This window comes from Allobosea sp. CRIB-10, from assembly GCF_900112185.1.
GTDB lineage: Bacteria > Pseudomonadota > Alphaproteobacteria > Rhizobiales > Beijerinckiaceae > Allobosea.
On sequence record NZ_FOKP01000030.1, the window covers coordinates 1 to 15,319 of the forward strand.

The following is a 15,319-nucleotide window of genomic DNA, read 5'->3' on the forward strand; positions in this document are numbered from 1 at the left end:
GGCCGACTGCGAGCCCTCCAAGCCAGCCGCTGAAGACCGCCCACCAAACCAGCACCCCAAACAATCGGCCTCAGCCGCGTTTCGCAGAGGAATCCCGAGGGGAGAAGGTCCCGGCAGGGGGATGAGGGCGGCTCGACCGGGTGAGCCATCCTTCCCTCATCCGTCAGCGCTACGCGCTGCCACCTTCTCCCCCGAGGGGAGAAGGAAGAGCCCCTACTCCGCCGCCCTTGCCGCCGCCTGCTTCAGCCGCGCCAGCGCTTCCTCGGCGCCGGCCTTCACCGCCGGGTCCGTCACCTGCCCCTCCTGCGCGACGCGCTCGGCCAGCGCCGCGACGCTGAGTTCGCCGCCGCTGGCGACGAGCTTCAGCACCGCGTTCGACAGCACGTTCGGCCAATAGGCCGCGCCGCCCTTGGCCAGTCCCTTGGCCTTGCGGCCCTCGAATTCCTTGGTGAGCTGTTCGGGGGTCTTTTTGGCCATGACGCGGGCTTTCGGTGAGTCGCTGTTGGCGGGGAGTTTAGCGCAAGCCGCCCGGAAAAGGCGCGGGGAACCCTCTCCTGGAAGGAGAGGGCAGGGTGAGGTGTGGGAGATCGGACCAGTTCCGTGAGCGCTGACCGCGGCTACGTTGCAGCTAGCGATTCCACTCCGAACACCTCACCCCTGCCCCTCTCCTTCCAGGAGAGGGGTTCCCCGCGCTTCCCTCGCCTACCTCCCGCCCCGCAGCGGAATCGCCTCGAGCTGCGTCTTGTGCCTGGCGATGCGCCGCTCGGCCTCGTACCAGGCCTCCCTGCCTTCGACGCCTTCGAGGCGCAGGCGGATCGCCTCACGGAAGATCGCGCGCATCTCGTCGGAAAGGCCTTGCATGAACTTGCCCGAGCATTGCCCGCCATCCGGCCCGACACTGGCCTTGGCCCGCCGGCAATCCTTGCGGCCGCAGAAGCGCCAGCACTGCATCAAGGTCGCAATCTTGCGCAGCATGATCGGCCGCTCGCGCTGGAAGCGCTCGAACTCTTCCTTCGTCGCGCCGCGATGGTCGGGATTGCGGGGCATGGGGTGTCCTCCTTTCCAGTGGGCTCGGGTGAGGGTGAAAGACGCGACGCGAACTCCCTTCCCCCTTGTGGGGAAGGGTTGGGGATGGGGGTGGTGCCGCCTGGTGATCGCCAGCAGAAAATGGGGTTTGGCAGCAGCGACGGCGCTGTCTGGTCCTGCCAATCGCTCCGGCTTTGCGACCCCACCCCTGCCCCTCCCCACAAGGGGGAGGGGTTTTCCGCCGCGCTTCCCGCGCCCAAGCTTTTCCCCGCCCGCAGGCTCATCCTGCGGGCGTTCTCACAATCGAGGGGCAGCGGAGCGCCGCGAGGCGCGTTTGGTGATCCGCTTCCATTGAGCCAGGAAGCGGCGCGGATGGATTACATCCGCACGCCCCGTGGCGCTCCGCCAGCGGCGATTTGAAAGCTCCGGGCCGCGCTTCTGTCACGCCGGCTTGTGCAGCCGGCACGGTCTAGCGAGCTCCTCGCGCAGGGATCGTAGTGTCCCCAGGTCGGTTCCCGAAGCCTCCCGGGAGCGAGGCGCAACCCTCGCCCGCAGGCGCCGCACCCACCCCGCCAAACGACATGCCTCCGGTTGGCCGCCCCTCGGGGATGGGATGCGGGCGATTATACGGGAGGTTCGGAGGCCGGGGATAAGTTTGCGGTCAATGCCCGTTAGGCGCGGCGACCGCGAGAAAAGGCGAGGGGAACGGTCAACGCATACCCAATTGCTAGTGAATATCGGGCTTACACCACCTACAACCAATCGCCTTACCTAAGGACCTCAAACTCCTGTGAATAAGAAACCCAGCACCCTGCAATCAGAGATTGCGGAAAGTGCCCCTTTGTGACCGACTTAAATGCCTTGTCCGATTCGATTCACGCGATGGTCCGAAATGCCAATCTCCTTGCAGAATTTGGTCGACACTCTGGACCCCGAGCGCACCGTTCTCTTCTTCGGAGCAGGGTCTTCAATACCCTCAGGAGCTCCAAGCGCTGGCCAATTAGTTGCCGACATATCTAACACCTTTAAAATTACCCAGAACGGCTATCAGCTCAGTGAAATCGCCAGCCTCGCAGAGATGAAGAATTCTCGCCATGAATTAATAAAATTACTCAGAGATCTTTTCACTAGAATCAAGCCGACTGGTGGATTATTGAATATTCCATTGTATAATTGGAAAGCGATATATACGACAAATTACGATAACATAATTGAACAAAGCTACAGACGCAAAGGGAAGGAGATTTCGGTTTGCGCATCGGATTACGATTTTAGCAATCCCGCGCCGCCGCACATCACACGACTTTTCAAGATACACGGAACCATTGAGAAAGACATCGTTGATGGACACAATGCAAGGATAGTCATCACAGATAATGACTATGATCACCTTGCTGACTATCGAAAGATGATGTACGCGCGCCTGCGCGGAGACCTCATGGACGCGAAATTGATTATAATAGGCCATTCCTTAGGAGACAGGCATATCAAAGACTTAATAGAAAAAGTTATCGAAATAAAATCACAATCCGAGATAAATGGCGATGTTATTTTATTTCTTTTCCAGCAAGACAATGATCGAGCAGCCCTAATTGAACGGAGAGGTATAAAGATTTGCTTCGGTGGAATTGATGAATTCTTCGCAGGTCTCGCTCAAAAAGCAGCGGGCAATGCACCAAGCAAATTGCCCGGCGACACGCCAATCGATCGATACCCGCGCCTGAGCGCTGTTACCACTGACGTAGCCCACTCTTCGGAAAGCCGCCAATCCGATGTAAAGGCGATGTTCGCGGGCTGGCCGGCTTCGCACGCCGACATCCTTGCGGGGCACACATTTGCGCGGACATCAGCCGACGAAATTGTCACCTTCCTCAAGAGAGAAGATTCGTTGGCAGCAATAGTGCTGGGCGCTAGCGGAGTTGGAAAATCAACCGCTTGTAGGCAAGCCCTACAACAAATCCGCAGCGAGGGCGTATACTGCTGGGAACACAAATCAGACTTCACCCTACCTAGCCAAGATTGGTTTTCCGCAGCAAAAAACTTAAAAGACAAATCGCAATTTGGCATTCTCATGATTGATGATGCGCATGCGCATTTGTTCGAGCTAAACTCACTAGCCGACCAGCTTAATTCGTCCGGAATATTCAACCTAAAGCTAATTGTTGTATCAACGAGACATCAGTGGAACCCGCGAATGAAATCTCCTGCTTTATATAAAGCGGGGCAGGAATTTTTGATTGCTCGCTTAAATCAAACTGAAATTGAAGCCTTACTTAACCTTATTGACGCAAATCGATCTGTCCGAGACCTAATTGAGCAAAATTTTAGCGGGTTCTCACGGCAGCAACGCCGCCGCCGTCTAATAGACCGATGCGAATCAGACATGTTTGTCTGCCTGAAAAATATATTTGCAAGCGAAAGCTTCGATGACATTATTCTACGAGAGTACGCGGATCTCGATCAAAATCTTCGCGATGTGTATAGATATGTTGCCGCAATGGAAAATGCTGGCATTAGAGTTCATAGGCAGCTCTTGGTAAGAATTCTTGGAATTCCACTTAGAACAATTTCAGCTCTACTTGACAACTTGACAGATATTATTCATGAAACTGAGTTAAATCGTAAAGAAGGCATATACGCGTGGGATACGCGCCATGCAGCGATAGCGGCTATTGTGACAAAGTACAAATTCTCTGACGAAGACCAGATGATAAATCTTTTCGAGAATGTTATTGAAAATATTAATCCAACTTACGAAATCGAAATTCGAACCATTCGTGAATTGTGCAATGCAACTTCTGGGATACCTCGAATCTCTGATAAGAATACCCAGAATAAACTACTCCGCCAACTTATGTCGTCAGCCCCAGCCGAACGAGTGCCGAGGCATAGATTGGTAAGAAATCTTATTGAGCAGGGATCGTATGAGAAAGCAGAGATTGAGATCAGAATATTTGAGAAAGATTTCGGCATAGACGGACCAACATTTAGGTACAAAGTAGCCCTTCTAAATTCAAGAGCTTCTGAATCTCCTGGAATAATGACAGAAGATCGTATAAAAATACTGGAATCAGCTCGATCATTAGCTGTATCTGGATTGTCCAAATTCAGAAATAATAAAGGTATTTTACATGAATACGCAGAGTGCGGAATACTTTATTACAAGTTTACGAAAGACCCTAGTTTCTTCGATGACGCATTGAAGGCACTGAAGCGCGCAGAGGTCGAGTTAGGAGAGCCCGATATCAGCAGACTAATCGCTCGACTTGAGAAGAGGATGCAGGGCGCTCCTGTGGAAGGTCCTGATTTCGAGGTGGTCTGAAGTCAATCAGCCGTTTCGTGCAGTTTATCTTTCTGATTGACTCCCCTCCCCCTCCCATCCTACGCCCATCGACGGGACACGCCGCCCCAACGCGGCGCGCCCATCTGCAAGGATGGAGACATCGATGGCGAATACGATTCCGGCAGCGCGCCCGCGCGTGCCGCATTTCTCGTCCGGCCCCTGCGCCAAGCGCCCCGGCTGGAGCCTCAAAGCCCTCAGTGACGCGGCGCTCGGCCGCTCGCACCGCGCCAAGATCGGCAAGGACAAGCTGAAACTCGCGATCGACCTGACCCGCGAGGTGCTGCAGGTTCCGGCCGATTATCGCATCGGCATCGTGCCGGCCTCCGACACCGGCGCCGTCGAGATGGCGATGTGGTCGCTCTTAGGCGCCCGCGGCGTCGACATGGTCGCCTGGGAGAGTTTTGGCGAGGGCTGGGTCACCGACGTCGCCAAGCAGCTCAAGCTGGCGGATGTGCGCACCTTCACCGCCCCCTATGGCGAACTGCCGAACCTGAAGAAGGTCGACACGAAGAACCGCGACGTCGTCTTCACCTGGAACGGCACCACCTCGGGCGTGCGCGTCGCCGATGCCAGCTGGATCGCCGATGACCGCGAGGGGCTGACGATCTGCGACGCCACCTCGGCCGCCTTCGCCCAGCGTCTCGACTGGCCCAAGCTCGATGTCGTCACCTTCTCCTGGCAGAAGGTGCTCGGCGGCGAGGCTGCGCATGGCATGATCGTGCTCTCGCCCCGCGCGGTCGAGCGGCTCCTGACCTACAAGCCGGCCTGGCCGCTGCCGAAGATCTTCCGCATGACCTCGGGCGGCAAGCTCTCCGAGGGCATCTTCGCCGGCGAGACGATCAACACGCCGTCCATGCTCGCGGTCGAGGATTATCTCGATGCGCTGGCCTGGGCGAAGAAAGTCGGCGGGCTCGACGGGCTGGTGAAGCGCGCCGACGGCAATGCCCGCGTCATCGCCAAGTTCGTGCGCGAGAACGACTGGATCGACTTCCTCGCGGTCAAGCCGAAGACGCGCTCGAACACCTCGGTCTGCCTCAAGTTCACCGACCCCGCGGTGACGGCGCTGCCGGCCGATGCGCAGGCGGCGTTTGCCAAGCAGGTCGTCTCGATCATCGAGAAGGCCGGCGCCGGCTACGATCTCGGCCATTACCGCGACGCCCCTCCCGGCCTGCGCATCTGGTGCGGCGCGACCGTGCAGAGCCGCGATCTCAAGGCGCTGATGCCGTGGATCGCGTACGCCTTCAACGAGGCGAAGGCGGGCCTGGGCAAGAAGGCGGCCTGAGGCGCTTTGCCCTGTCATTCCGGGGCGCGGGCTTTCGCCCGCGAACCCGGAACCCACGACCGGGCGAGCCCTCTCCACCGCTTGATCCAGAACCGCAGCATCGTACCCCGTCATGGGTTCCGGGCTCGGCTTCGCCGCCCCGGAATGACAGGCGGGGGCGCCCTCCCCCTTCTCAGCGCCGAACGCTCCTCGTGCAGCGCGGCGCAGCCGGAGCCATCCTCATGACAAAACCTCGCGTCCTGATCTCCGACGCCCTTTCCCCCGCCGCAGTCCAGATCTTCAAGGATCGCGGCATCGACGTGACCTTCGATCCCAATCTCGGCAAGGACAAGGACAAGCTCGCCGCGATCATCGGCGATTATGACGGCCTCGCCATCCGCTCGGCGACCAAGGCCACCGCCAAGCTGCTCGAAGCCGCGACGAACCTCAAGGTGATCGGCCGCGCCGGCATCGGCGTCGACAATGTCGAGATCCCGGCCGCGACCGCCCGCGGCGTGATCGTGATGAACACGCCCTTCGGCAATTCGATCACCACCGCCGAGCACGCCATCGCGATGATGTTCGCGCTCGCCCGCCAGATCCCCTCGGCCGATGCCTCGACCCAGGCCGGGAAGTGGGAGAAGAACCGCTTCATGGGCGTCGAGATCACGGCCAAGACGCTCGGCCTGATCGGCTGCGGCAATATCGGCTCGATCGTCGCCGAGCGCGCCATCGGCCTGCGCATGCGCGTCATCGCCTTCGACCCCTATCTCTCGCCTGAGCGGGCGCTGCAGCTGGGCGTCGAGAAGGTCGAACTCGACGATCTCCTGAAGCGCGCCGACTTCATCACCCTGCACGTGCCGATGACCGAAAAGACCAGGAACATCCTCTCGGCCGAGAACCTCGCCAAGACCAAGAAGGGCGTGCGCATCGTCAACTGCGCCCGCGGCGGGCTGGTCGACGAGGCCGCCCTGGCGGAGCTGATCAAGTCCGGCCATGTCGCCGGCGCGGCCTTCGACGTGTTCTCGCAGGAGCCGGCCGAGCAGAACCCGCTGTTCGGTTTGGACAATGTCGTCTGCACCCCGCATCTCGGCGCCTCGACCAATGAGGCGCAGGAGAATGTCGCCCTGCAGGTCGCCGAGCAGATGAGCGACTATTTGCTCAAGGGCGCGATCACCAATGCGGTGAACTTCCCGTCGATCTCGGCGGAAGAGGCCCCCCGGATCAAGCCCTTCGTCGATCTCGCCGAGAAGCTCGGCTCCTTCCTCGGCCAGCTCACGGAAGCACCGGTCAAGGGCATCCGCATTGAATACGAGGGCGCGGTCGCGAGCCTGAACCTGAAGGCGATCTCGGCCGCGGCGATCACCGGCGTGCTGCGCCCGTTCCTGCCCGAGATCAACATGGTCAACTCGGCTTTTGTGGCGAAGGAGAAGGGCATCGTTGTCGAGGAACTGACCCGCGAGGTCGCCGGCAATCTCGAAAGCGTCATCCGCATCGTCGTCGAGGCCGAGGACATGCCGCGCCATGCCTCGGGCACGGTCTTCCATGACGGCAAGCCGCGCATCATCGAGATCCGCGACATCCAGGTCGACGCCGAGTTCGCGCCGCACATGCTCTATGTCCGCAACGCCGACAAGCCGGGCTTCATCGGCCAGTTCGGTTCCTTGCTCGGAGCGGCCGGCGTCAATGTCGCGACCTTCAATCTCGGCCGCGACAAGCCGGGCGGCGACGCGATCTGCTATGTCGCCGTCGACGAGCCGGTCTCGGACGAGCTGCTCGCCAAGATCCACGAGATCCCGATGGTCAAGCGGGCGCGCCGGCTGAAGTTCTGACGGGCGCTGCGAAACGATGGTGCGCATGCTATATCTCTCCGGAACGGAGACTTTTGCATGCGCATCGTCACCTTCGACGTCCGCCGCGATGACGATGCCGGCGTCTGGTACGCCAGCTCGACCAGCGACGCCGGCATCGTCACCGAGGCGGAGACGATCGAAGCCCTGCGCGAGCGGCTGAAGCTGCTCGTGCCGGATTTCCTGGAAACCGAGGAAGAGCTCCGGCTCGACCTCGACATCAAGGTCTCGGACGTCGTCCAGGCAGCCTGATGGTCGAGATCGGCCCACGGCTGAAGCGCATCCTGCGGAAGGCGGGCTACGAATACTATCGCCAAGCCAAGGGCGATCACGAGATCTGGCGCCATCCTGAGACCAAGAAGCAGGTCTCGCTCGATGCCGGCACGAAGTCGCGCCACACAGCCAATGAGATCCTGAAACAGGCGGGTCTGCCGAAAGCCTTCTGAACGCCCAAACGGCGCCGCAATCTTTCTCCCCTGTGGCGGCCCGCCACAGGGGATTGTCCATGCCGACCCGCCGCGCCTTCGCTTACCTCTGCTCCACCGCTTTTGCCTTCCTCGCCGCCTCCCCTGCCTTCGCCGACTGGGACAAGGCCAAGCTCGATGCCGGCATCAAGACCATCGAACAGAGCACGAAAGGCCGCCTCGGCGTCGGCCTGACCGACCTCAAGGATCGCAAGAGCTGGTCCTACCGCGGGGCCGAGCCCTTCCCGCTGCAGAGCGTCTTCAAGCTGCCGCTCGCGATCGGCGTGCTGCAGGCGATCGAGGCCGGCAAGCTCAAGCTCGACCAGCCGATCACCGTCACCCGCAACGATCTCTCGCTCTATCACAGCCCGCTCGCCAAGGCCTTCAAGGGCGAGCGCAACGACTATCCGCTGCGCGAGCTTCTGGCCCGCTCGACCGGCGAGAGCGACAACACCGCCGCCGATCTTCTGTTACGCCTGATCGGCGGCCCACAGGCGCTGACCGCGATCCTGAGGGATGGCGGCGTCACCGGCATCTCGGTCGATCGCTATGAGCGCGTCTTCCAGCCGGAGATTCTCGGCCTGCCGGGCTATGGCTGGAACGAGGCGATCGACACCGCCAAGTTCTACGCCGCGATCAAGGCGATCCCGGCTGCCGAGCGCAAGAAGCGCCTCGCGGCGACGCTGACCGACAAGCGCGACGCCGCCTCGCCCGAATCCTCAATCGCCTTCCTCGAAGGCCTCGCCAAGGGCACCTGGCTGCGCGACCCCGCAAATGCCGCGCTGCTCGACAAGATCATGCTGGAGGCGAAGACCGGCCCGAACCGGATCAAGGCCGGGCTGCCGGCCGGTGCGCGCTTCGCCCACAAGACGGGCCTCGGTCCGAGCGCGGACGGGCTCAACCACGCCACCAACGACATCGGCATCGTCACCTTGCCGGACGGCCGCCGCTTCGCCATCGCCGTCTATCTCGCCGGCGCGCAGGTCGGCGAAAAGGAGCGCGAAGCAGCCCATGCCGCGGTGGCACGGCTGGCGGTCGAAAGCCTGCGCTAGACTGCCCCAGCGCGGCGGCTTTTGCCGCAGCCGCCAGCAGCGCACGGCAAAGTTGCGTTGACAAATGGGGGACAAGCCCCCATTTGTGTTAGCTCGATCTAGGCCGAACGAATTGGCCCGCGCCTTTGTGCGCTTTGCTGACGACATTCTCCTCATCGAAACACGCATGGCGGTCGCCATGCGTGAACGATCACTTGCGACAAAGGGGCATGGCATGGCCAACGGCACCGTGAAATGGTTCAACGGCACCAAGGGTTTCGGCTTCATCCAGCCGGATGATGGCGGCCAGGACGTGTTCGTCCACATCAGCGCTGTCGAGCGCGCCGGCCTGCGCGATCTGCGCGACGGCCAGAAGATCTCGTACGAGCTCGTCCAGGACAAGCGTTCTGGCAAGATGTCGGCCGACAATCTGCGCGCCGAGTGAGCTGATACGCTGTCCAGCGTGAGAGATCAGGGACAGGCGACCGCGGATGTACCGGCGCCAGGCCCGCTCCAGGCAGGATAGCTGAGGAAGGGTCGGGATCAGCCCGGCCCTTTTTATTTCTAAGAGCTGGTTAGACCAGAAGGAAGTCCGAATGCAGGTTCTCGTCCGCGACAACAATGTCGAGCAAGCCATCCGCGTCCTGAAGAAGAAATTGCAGCGCGAAGGCGTGTTTCGCGAGATGAAGCGGCGTTCTGCTTATGAGAAGCCTTCGGAGAAGCGCGTCCGCGAGAAGGCCGACGCCATCCGCCGTGCCCGCAAGCTCGCCCGCAAGCAGGCGCAGCGCGAGGGCCTGATCGCCGCGCCCAAGCCGAAGCCGCGTCCGGCCCGGCCGCCGCGTCCGGCAGCCGTCGCGTCCTGATCCTGATCAGAGGAGCCGCTGCCATGGCAACAAAAGGACTGACCGCCGAGCAGGCCAAGCTGCGCGCGGAACGGAACTTCGCCAAGACCGAGCAGCGACGACAGGATGCCGAGAACGCCATGGAGGCGGTGCAGGCCGAGAGGCGTGCCGTCGCCGAGAAGACTGCGAGGTTGCGCGCGTTACGGCTCGCCAAGGAGGCGGCGGATGCTGAAGCCGCCGCCCAAGCGGCGAAGAACGCACCGGTCAAGGTGCCCAAAGCTCGTCGCGCTAAAGTGGCGGCAGCCAAGTAGCGGGTTCCCTGGGCGGGAACCTCAAATCTTCCGCTCGGCGATCCAGATGCCGCCCAGCACCAGAGCGAGCGCGAGGCCATGATAGAGCGCGATCTGCTCGCCTAGGATTGCGACGGCGAGCACCGGCGCGAACACCGGCACCAGATTGACGAAGACGCCGGCGCGGCCGGGGCCGATCAGCTCGATAGCCCGCATGAAAAAGAGTTGCGACAGGATCGAGGGGCCGATCACCACATAGATCAGGATCAGCCAGCCCTTCAGCGTCGGCCAGAAGGCCTTGCCGCTGGCGATCTCGACGCCAAGCAGCGGCAATGAGACCAGGCAGGCGACGATCGCCATCGCCGTGAAGAAGATCAGCCCGGGCATCGCCGGGCGCGTGCGGATGCCGACCGTGTACCCCGCATAGAAAATGCAGGCGATCATCATCCAGAGATCGCCCGGCACGAAGCTGAGCTGCGAGAGGACGTGCCAGTCGCCGCGGCTCGCCGTGACCAGCACGCCGACGATCGTCACGGCGACGCCGAGCGCCTGCAACCCGCCGATCGGCGTGCGGAAGGCGAAGAAGGCGCCGAGCAGCACGAAGACCGGGATCGAGCCCTGCAGAATGCCGATGTTGATCGCGGTGGTCGAATAGGCGGCGACGTACATCAGCGTGTTGAAGGCGGTGAAGCCGAAGGCGCCGAGCAGCGTCACTTTGAGCCAGTTCGCCTTCAGCGCCGGCCAGTGCTGGCGCAGGCCCTGGCGGAACAGATAGGGCATCACCGCGCAGACGAAGACCCAGCGCAGCGCGGTCAGCGTCATCGGCGCGATCTCGCCGACGGCGAGCCGGCTGGCCACGGCGTTGCCGGCCCACATCAGCGTGGTCAGCGTCAGCAGCAGATAGGCGTTTGCCCAGACTCGCTGCGGGAGGGAGGTCGCCGGCTGCAAGATGCATGGTCCTCATGTCTGCGGAGCGCTTGCATAGCCTTGCACGCAGCGCTTGTCCTATGAGAGGACGCGCAACACAGCCCGTCGCCGGACGCAAACGTGCCGAGGAAGCCATGAACGTGTTCAGCCCCAAGCCGCTCCGGGTCCTCGTCGTCGACGGCTACAAGCGCGAGCAGCGCGAGGAGTATGTCCGCGACTGGGGCGCGACCCCTTCCGAGGCCTATGCGGCGGAACTGCGCCGGATCGAGCCGTCCTCGGTGACCGACATCTGCCTGCCTGCGGACGAAGGCGCCAATCTGCCCGACGGCGCCGGCCTGTCCTCCTATGACGGCATCGCCCTGACCGGCTCCTCCCTGCACATCGACAGTCCCGAGCCGGCGGTGACCCGGCAGATCGACTTGATGCGGGCCATCTACAAGAGCGGCACGCCCTGCTTCGGCTCGTGCTGGGGCATCCAGATCGGCGCCGTCGCAGCCGGCGGCACGGTCACGCTCAACCCGAACGGCCTCGAGATCGGCTTCGCCCGCCGGATCAGCCTGACCGAAGCCGGCGCGAACCATCCGCTCCTCGCAGGCCGCCCCGCCGCCTTCGACGCCCCGGCGATCCATTTCGACAGCATCGTCGCCCCGCCGGACGATGCCACCATCCTCGCTTCGAACGCGATGAGCCCGATCCAGGCGGCCGAGTTCCGCCAGGACGGCGGCAGCTTCTGGGGCGTGCAGTACCATCCGGAATTTTCGCTGCGCCTCGTCGCCACCATCCTGCGGCGGCACAGCCAGATCCTGATCGAGCGCGGCTTCCGCCGGGACGAGGCCGACACGAATGCCTGGCTCGCCGATCTCGACGCGCTCGACGCCGATCCCGCCCGCCGCGACCTCGCCTGGGCGCATGGCCTGGACGACGAGGTGCTCGATCCGGTCAAGCGCGTGACCGAGCTGCGCAACTTCCTGGAGATGCGGGTGAAACCGCAGGCGAGCGTGCGCGGGCGGGCTTGATCCCGTCATGCTCGCCCTTGTGGCGAGCATCCACGCCTTGAACACAACGCTCGACTAGCGAAGCTAAGACGTGGATGGTCGGGACAAGCCCGACCATGACGGATACCACATCGTCTGGAGCGACGGGCTATGCGGCGTCAGCCACCTCGCTCACTGCCGCTCCGAACAGCTTTCCGCCAAGTTTGCGCGCCGTGTCGAGATGCTCCGACATCTCCGGCACCGGCACCAGGAACTCCGAGGTCACGACCGGCGCGCCGCAATAGCCGAAGATGCCGTGGTCGATCTGCGTCTTCATCGCGCCGTAATAGCCGTGGCGGGCGAAGGTGCGCATGTCCGCTCCGGCGAGCGCGACGAGATGGACCGGCAAATGCCCGAGCTTCTTGACCGTCTTCATGTCCTCGAGCTCGTCATAGGCCCAGCCATTCGAGAAGACCCTGTCGATCCAGCCCTTCATCAGCGCCGGCATCGACCACCAGTAGATCGGATAGACCAGCACCAGCGCATCGGCCCGATCCACCCGCGCCTGCTCGAAGGCGATGTCGGCGGGCTGGGCGATCTCGCGGCGGTGGACGGAAAGATCGTTCAGCGAAAAGCGCGGATCGAAGCCTTCCCCGGCGAGGTCGGCGATCTCGACGCTGTGGCCGGCGCCGGAAACGCCATCGGCCAGCGCCTGCGCCACGGCATGGCTGAGGGAGGCGGGGTCGGGATGGGCGACGACGACGAGGGCGTGCATGGGATGTCTCCTGCGGTGATTGCGGTCCATCGTGGATCGCTATATACTTTTCGTAAGTTACTTTTGGTACATAAGATATGTCAAGCCTCGATATCGACCGGCCGCGCCGTCAGCGCCTGACACGCGAGGATCGCCAGCGCCAGCTGATCGAGACCGCCTGGCGGATCGTCGGCGAGGAAGGCACCGATGCCCTGACGCTCGGCCGCCTCGCCGAGCGGGCCGGCGTCGCCAAGCCGGTGGTCTACAGCCATTTCACCACCCGCAATGGCCTGCTGATCGCGCTCTATCGCGACTTCGACACCAGGGAATACGCGATCATGGAAGCGGCGCTCGACGCCAGCGAAGCCAGCCTCGCAGGCAAGGCGGGGGCGATCGCCTCGTCCTATGTCGACTGCGTCCTGACCCAGGGCCGCGAGATTCCAGGCGTCGTCGCGGCCCTGGCCGGCTCGCCCGAGCTCGCCGCGGTCAAGCGCGACTGCGACCTGATCTTCCTCGAGCGCTGCCGGGCCCTGCTCGCCCCCTTCGCCGGCGGCCGGGCGATCCCGACCGCCGGCTTGCGCGCCATGCTGGGCGCCGCCGAAGGGTTGTCGCATGCCGCCGCGACGGACGAGATCGGCGCCGACGAGGCGAAGCGGGAGCTGTTCGAGACGATCACCGCCATGGTCGCGCGCAGCGCGAAGGGCTAGCGAGCCGTCTGCGGGGTTCCCCACGCGCCGCCGGCCCTGTAAACGCGCCGCAACCCCAGTTCTCCAGCGTCCCGGACATCATGATTCGCCTCGAAAGCATCGGCAAGCAGAACGGCCAGCAGATCATCTTCATCGAGGCCTCGGCGGCGCTGCAGAAGGGCGAGAAGGTCGGCCTCGTCGGGCCCAACGGCGCCGGCAAGACCACCTTGTTCCGGCTGATCACCGGCGAGGACCTGCCCGACGAAGGCCAGGTCAGCGTCGATCGCGGCACCACGATCGGCTATTTCAGCCAGGATGTCGGCGACATGAAGGGCCGCAGCGCCGTCTCCGAGGTGATGGATGGCGCAGGTCCGATCAGCGCTATCGCCGCCGAGCTGAAGGAGCTGGAGACGGCGCTGGGCGATCCCGACCGCGCCGACGAGATGGAGGAGCTGATCGCCCGCTATGGCGAGGTGCAGGGCCGCTTCGAGGAGCTCGACGGCTATGCGCTCGACGGTCGCGCCCGCGAGGTGCTCGCCGGCCTCGGCTTCAGCCAGGAGATGATGGAGGGCGATGTCGGCGCCCTCTCCGGCGGCTGGAAGATGCGCGTCGCGCTCGCCCGCATCCTGCTGATGCGCCCCGACGTGATGCTGCTCGACGAGCCGAGCAACCATCTCGACATCGAGAGCCTGATCTGGCTGGAGAGCTTCCTCAAGGGCTATGACGGCGCGCTTCTGATGACCTCGCACGACCGCGAATTCATGAACCGCATCGTCGGCAAGATCGTCGAGATCGATGCCGGCACGCTGACCAGCTATTCCGGCGACTACGAGTTCTACCAGCAGCAGCGCGCGCTTGCCGAAAAACAGCAGCAGGCGCAGTTCGAGCGCCAGCAGGCGATGCTCGCCAAGGAGGTCGCCTTCATCGAGCGCTTCAAGGCCCGCGCCTCCCATGCGGCGCAGGTGCAGAGCCGCGTCAAGAAGCTCGACAAGATCGAGCGCGTCGAGCCGCCCAAGCGCCGCCAGACCGTGCAGTTCGAGTTCCAGCCGGCGCCGCGCTCGGGCGACGACGTCGCGATGCTGAAGGGCGTGCATGTCCGCTATGGCGCCAGGACCATCTATGACGGGCTCGACTTCAACGTCCGGCGCAAGGAGCGCTGGTGCGTGATGGGCGTCAATGGCGCCGGCAAGTCGACGCTGCTCAAGCTGATCGCCGGCGCCTCGCAGCCGGACAGCGGCTCGGTCGCGATCGGGGCCAGCGTCAAGATGGGCTATTTCGCCCAGCACGCCATGGAACTGCTCGACGGCGACGCCACCATCTTCCAGTCGCTCGAAGGCTCGTTCCCGCAGGCGGGGCAAGGCTCGCTGCGCGCGCTCGCCGGCTGCTTCGGCTTCTCGGGCGACGATGTCGAGAAGCGCTGCCGCTTCCTCTCCGGTGGCGAGAAGGCCCGGCTTGTCATGGCGAAGATGCTCTACGACCCGCCGAATTTCCTGGTGCTCGACGAGCCGACCAACCATCTGGACATCGCCACCAAGGAGATGCTGATCACGGCGCTGGCGCAATACGAGGGCACCATGCTCTTCGTCAGCCACGATCGCCATTTCCTGGCGGCGCTCTCCAACCGGGTGCTGGAGCTGACGCCGGAAGGCGTCCACCTTTATGGCGGCGGCTACACCGAATACGTCGCCAGCACCGGCCAGGAGGCACCTGGCTTGAGGGGGTGAAGGCGCCAGCCAAGCATTGACGCAGCGAAAACCGCGCTGGCGTCGGCAAGGGCGAGCCATCATCGCCGGGCGGTGATGGCGCCTAGAGCCCGTTCCGATCAGCTTGCACCGCAAGCTGATCGGCAAAAGCGGTCTCTAACCAAAAGT

16 protein-coding genes are annotated in these 15,319 nt (G+C 63.0%); 12 read left to right on the top strand and 4 right to left on the bottom strand.

The features are described 5' to 3' along the window. Positions 1-213: 213 nt before the first annotated feature. Entirely contained in the window at positions 214-477 is a 264-nt protein-coding gene (locus tag BMZ69_RS26625; RefSeq protein ID WP_092162647.1) for a hypothetical protein, read from the bottom strand. Between the two features lie 225 nt (positions 478-702). Then, positions 703-1,047 (bottom strand): hypothetical protein, encoded by a 345-nt coding sequence (locus BMZ69_RS26630; protein WP_092162649.1) that lies wholly within the window; start codon positions 1,045-1,047, stop codon positions 703-705. A gap of 871 nt (positions 1,048-1,918) precedes the next feature. Between BMZ69_RS26630 and BMZ69_RS26635 the strand changes: the two genes are divergently transcribed. From BMZ69_RS26635 to BMZ69_RS26675, 9 genes are all read left to right on the top strand, one after another. Then, entirely contained in the window at positions 1,919-4,348 is a 2,430-nt protein-coding gene (locus BMZ69_RS26635; protein ID WP_092162651.1) for an SIR2 family protein, read from the top strand. 124 nt (positions 4,349-4,472) lie between these two features. Beyond that, the gene (locus tag BMZ69_RS26640; protein ID WP_092162653.1) at positions 4,473-5,651 is read left to right on the top strand and encodes a phosphoserine transaminase; all 1,179 of its coding nucleotides are present in this window, start codon (positions 4,473-4,475) and stop codon (positions 5,649-5,651) included. Positions 5,652-5,872: 221 nt separating this feature from the next. Then, positions 5,873-7,462, top strand: coding sequence for a phosphoglycerate dehydrogenase (gene serA / locus BMZ69_RS26645; protein ID WP_092162654.1), 1,590 nt, complete (start codon positions 5,873-5,875; stop codon positions 7,460-7,462). Positions 7,463-7,519: 57 nt separating this feature from the next. Further along, a complete protein-coding gene (locus tag BMZ69_RS26650; RefSeq protein ID WP_092162655.1) occupies positions 7,520-7,732 on the top strand; it encodes a DUF1902 domain-containing protein in 213 nt (70 codons plus the stop codon). Continuing rightward, the gene (locus BMZ69_RS26655; protein ID WP_092162656.1) at positions 7,732-7,926 is read left to right on the top strand and encodes a type II toxin-antitoxin system HicA family toxin; all 195 of its coding nucleotides are present in this window, start codon (positions 7,732-7,734) and stop codon (positions 7,924-7,926) included. The genes BMZ69_RS26650 and BMZ69_RS26655 overlap by 1 nt, the downstream gene beginning before the upstream one ends. A 59-nt stretch (positions 7,927-7,985) precedes the next feature. After that, positions 7,986-8,996, top strand: coding sequence for a class A beta-lactamase (gene bla / locus BMZ69_RS26660; protein ID WP_092162657.1), 1,011 nt, complete (start codon positions 7,986-7,988; stop codon positions 8,994-8,996). Between the two features lie 214 nt (positions 8,997-9,210). Further along, the gene (locus BMZ69_RS26665) at positions 9,211-9,420 is read left to right on the top strand and encodes a cold-shock protein (protein WP_091836184.1); all 210 of its coding nucleotides are present in this window, start codon (positions 9,211-9,213) and stop codon (positions 9,418-9,420) included. A 151-nt stretch (positions 9,421-9,571) separates the two neighbouring features. After that, positions 9,572-9,838: a 30S ribosomal protein S21 gene (gene rpsU / locus BMZ69_RS26670; RefSeq protein WP_092162658.1), complete on the top strand. Its 267-nt coding sequence runs from the start codon at positions 9,572-9,574 to the stop codon at positions 9,836-9,838. Positions 9,839-9,861: 23 nt separating this feature from the next. Then, positions 9,862-10,128: a hypothetical protein gene (locus BMZ69_RS26675; protein ID WP_092162659.1), complete on the top strand. Its 267-nt coding sequence runs from the start codon at positions 9,862-9,864 to the stop codon at positions 10,126-10,128. Between the two features lie 21 nt (positions 10,129-10,149). Here BMZ69_RS26675 and BMZ69_RS26680 read toward each other — a convergent pair whose 3' ends face one another. Next, the gene (locus BMZ69_RS26680) at positions 10,150-11,055 is read right to left on the bottom strand and encodes a DMT family transporter (protein WP_092162660.1); all 906 of its coding nucleotides are present in this window, start codon (positions 11,053-11,055) and stop codon (positions 10,150-10,152) included. Between the two features lie 113 nt (positions 11,056-11,168). Here BMZ69_RS26680 and BMZ69_RS26685 point away from each other — a divergent pair, with 113 nt between their 5' ends. Beyond that, positions 11,169-12,050 carry a type 1 glutamine amidotransferase gene (locus BMZ69_RS26685; RefSeq protein WP_092162662.1) on the top strand — a complete coding sequence of 294 codons (882 nt, stop codon included), beginning with the start codon at positions 11,169-11,171 and terminating at the stop codon, positions 12,048-12,050. A gap of 127 nt (positions 12,051-12,177) precedes the next feature. Here the strand turns inward: BMZ69_RS26685 and BMZ69_RS26690 are convergent, their stop codons facing one another. Further along, positions 12,178-12,783: an NAD(P)H-dependent oxidoreductase gene (locus BMZ69_RS26690; protein ID WP_092162663.1), complete on the bottom strand. Its 606-nt coding sequence runs from the start codon at positions 12,781-12,783 to the stop codon at positions 12,178-12,180. Positions 12,784-12,860: 77 nt separating this feature from the next. On the opposite strand from BMZ69_RS26690, the gene BMZ69_RS26695 reads away from it, so the two are divergent. Together BMZ69_RS26695 and BMZ69_RS26700 are read left to right on the top strand one after the other, a co-directional pair. Next, the gene (locus BMZ69_RS26695) at positions 12,861-13,469 is read left to right on the top strand and encodes a TetR/AcrR family transcriptional regulator (protein ID WP_092162664.1); all 609 of its coding nucleotides are present in this window, start codon (positions 12,861-12,863) and stop codon (positions 13,467-13,469) included. 80 nt (positions 13,470-13,549) lie between these two features. After that, positions 13,550-15,172, top strand: a complete 1,623-nt coding sequence (locus BMZ69_RS26700; protein ID WP_092162665.1) for an ABC-F family ATP-binding cassette domain-containing protein — start codon at positions 13,550-13,552, stop codon at positions 15,170-15,172. The last annotated feature ends 147 nt before the right edge of the window (positions 15,173-15,319 follow it).

Coding starts and splice junctions, on each gene's coding strand:
- BMZ69_RS26625 (WP_092162647.1), bottom strand. CDS start 477: ATGGCCAAAAAGACCCCCGAACAGCTCACCAAGGAATTCGAGGGCCGC.
- BMZ69_RS26630 (WP_092162649.1), bottom strand. CDS start 1,047: ATGCCCCGCAATCCCGACCATCGCGGCGCGACGAAGGAAGAGTTCGAG.
- BMZ69_RS26635 (WP_092162651.1), top strand. CDS start 1,919: ATGCCAATCTCCTTGCAGAATTTGGTCGACACTCTGGACCCCGAGCGC.
- BMZ69_RS26640 (WP_092162653.1), top strand. CDS start 4,473: ATGGCGAATACGATTCCGGCAGCGCGCCCGCGCGTGCCGCATTTCTCG.
- serA (WP_092162654.1), top strand. CDS start 5,873: ATGACAAAACCTCGCGTCCTGATCTCCGACGCCCTTTCCCCCGCCGCA.
- BMZ69_RS26650 (WP_092162655.1), top strand. CDS start 7,520: ATGCGCATCGTCACCTTCGACGTCCGCCGCGATGACGATGCCGGCGTC.
- BMZ69_RS26655 (WP_092162656.1), top strand. CDS start 7,732: ATGGTCGAGATCGGCCCACGGCTGAAGCGCATCCTGCGGAAGGCGGGC.
- bla (WP_092162657.1), top strand. CDS start 7,986: ATGCCGACCCGCCGCGCCTTCGCTTACCTCTGCTCCACCGCTTTTGCC.
- BMZ69_RS26665 (WP_091836184.1), top strand. CDS start 9,211: ATGGCCAACGGCACCGTGAAATGGTTCAACGGCACCAAGGGTTTCGGC.
- rpsU (WP_092162658.1), top strand. CDS start 9,572: ATGCAGGTTCTCGTCCGCGACAACAATGTCGAGCAAGCCATCCGCGTC.
- BMZ69_RS26675 (WP_092162659.1), top strand. CDS start 9,862: ATGGCAACAAAAGGACTGACCGCCGAGCAGGCCAAGCTGCGCGCGGAA.
- BMZ69_RS26685 (WP_092162662.1), top strand. CDS start 11,169: ATGAACGTGTTCAGCCCCAAGCCGCTCCGGGTCCTCGTCGTCGACGGC.
- BMZ69_RS26690 (WP_092162663.1), bottom strand. CDS start 12,783: ATGCACGCCCTCGTCGTCGTCGCCCATCCCGACCCCGCCTCCCTCAGC.
- BMZ69_RS26695 (WP_092162664.1), top strand. CDS start 12,861: ATGTCAAGCCTCGATATCGACCGGCCGCGCCGTCAGCGCCTGACACGC.
- BMZ69_RS26700 (WP_092162665.1), top strand. CDS start 13,550: ATGATTCGCCTCGAAAGCATCGGCAAGCAGAACGGCCAGCAGATCATC.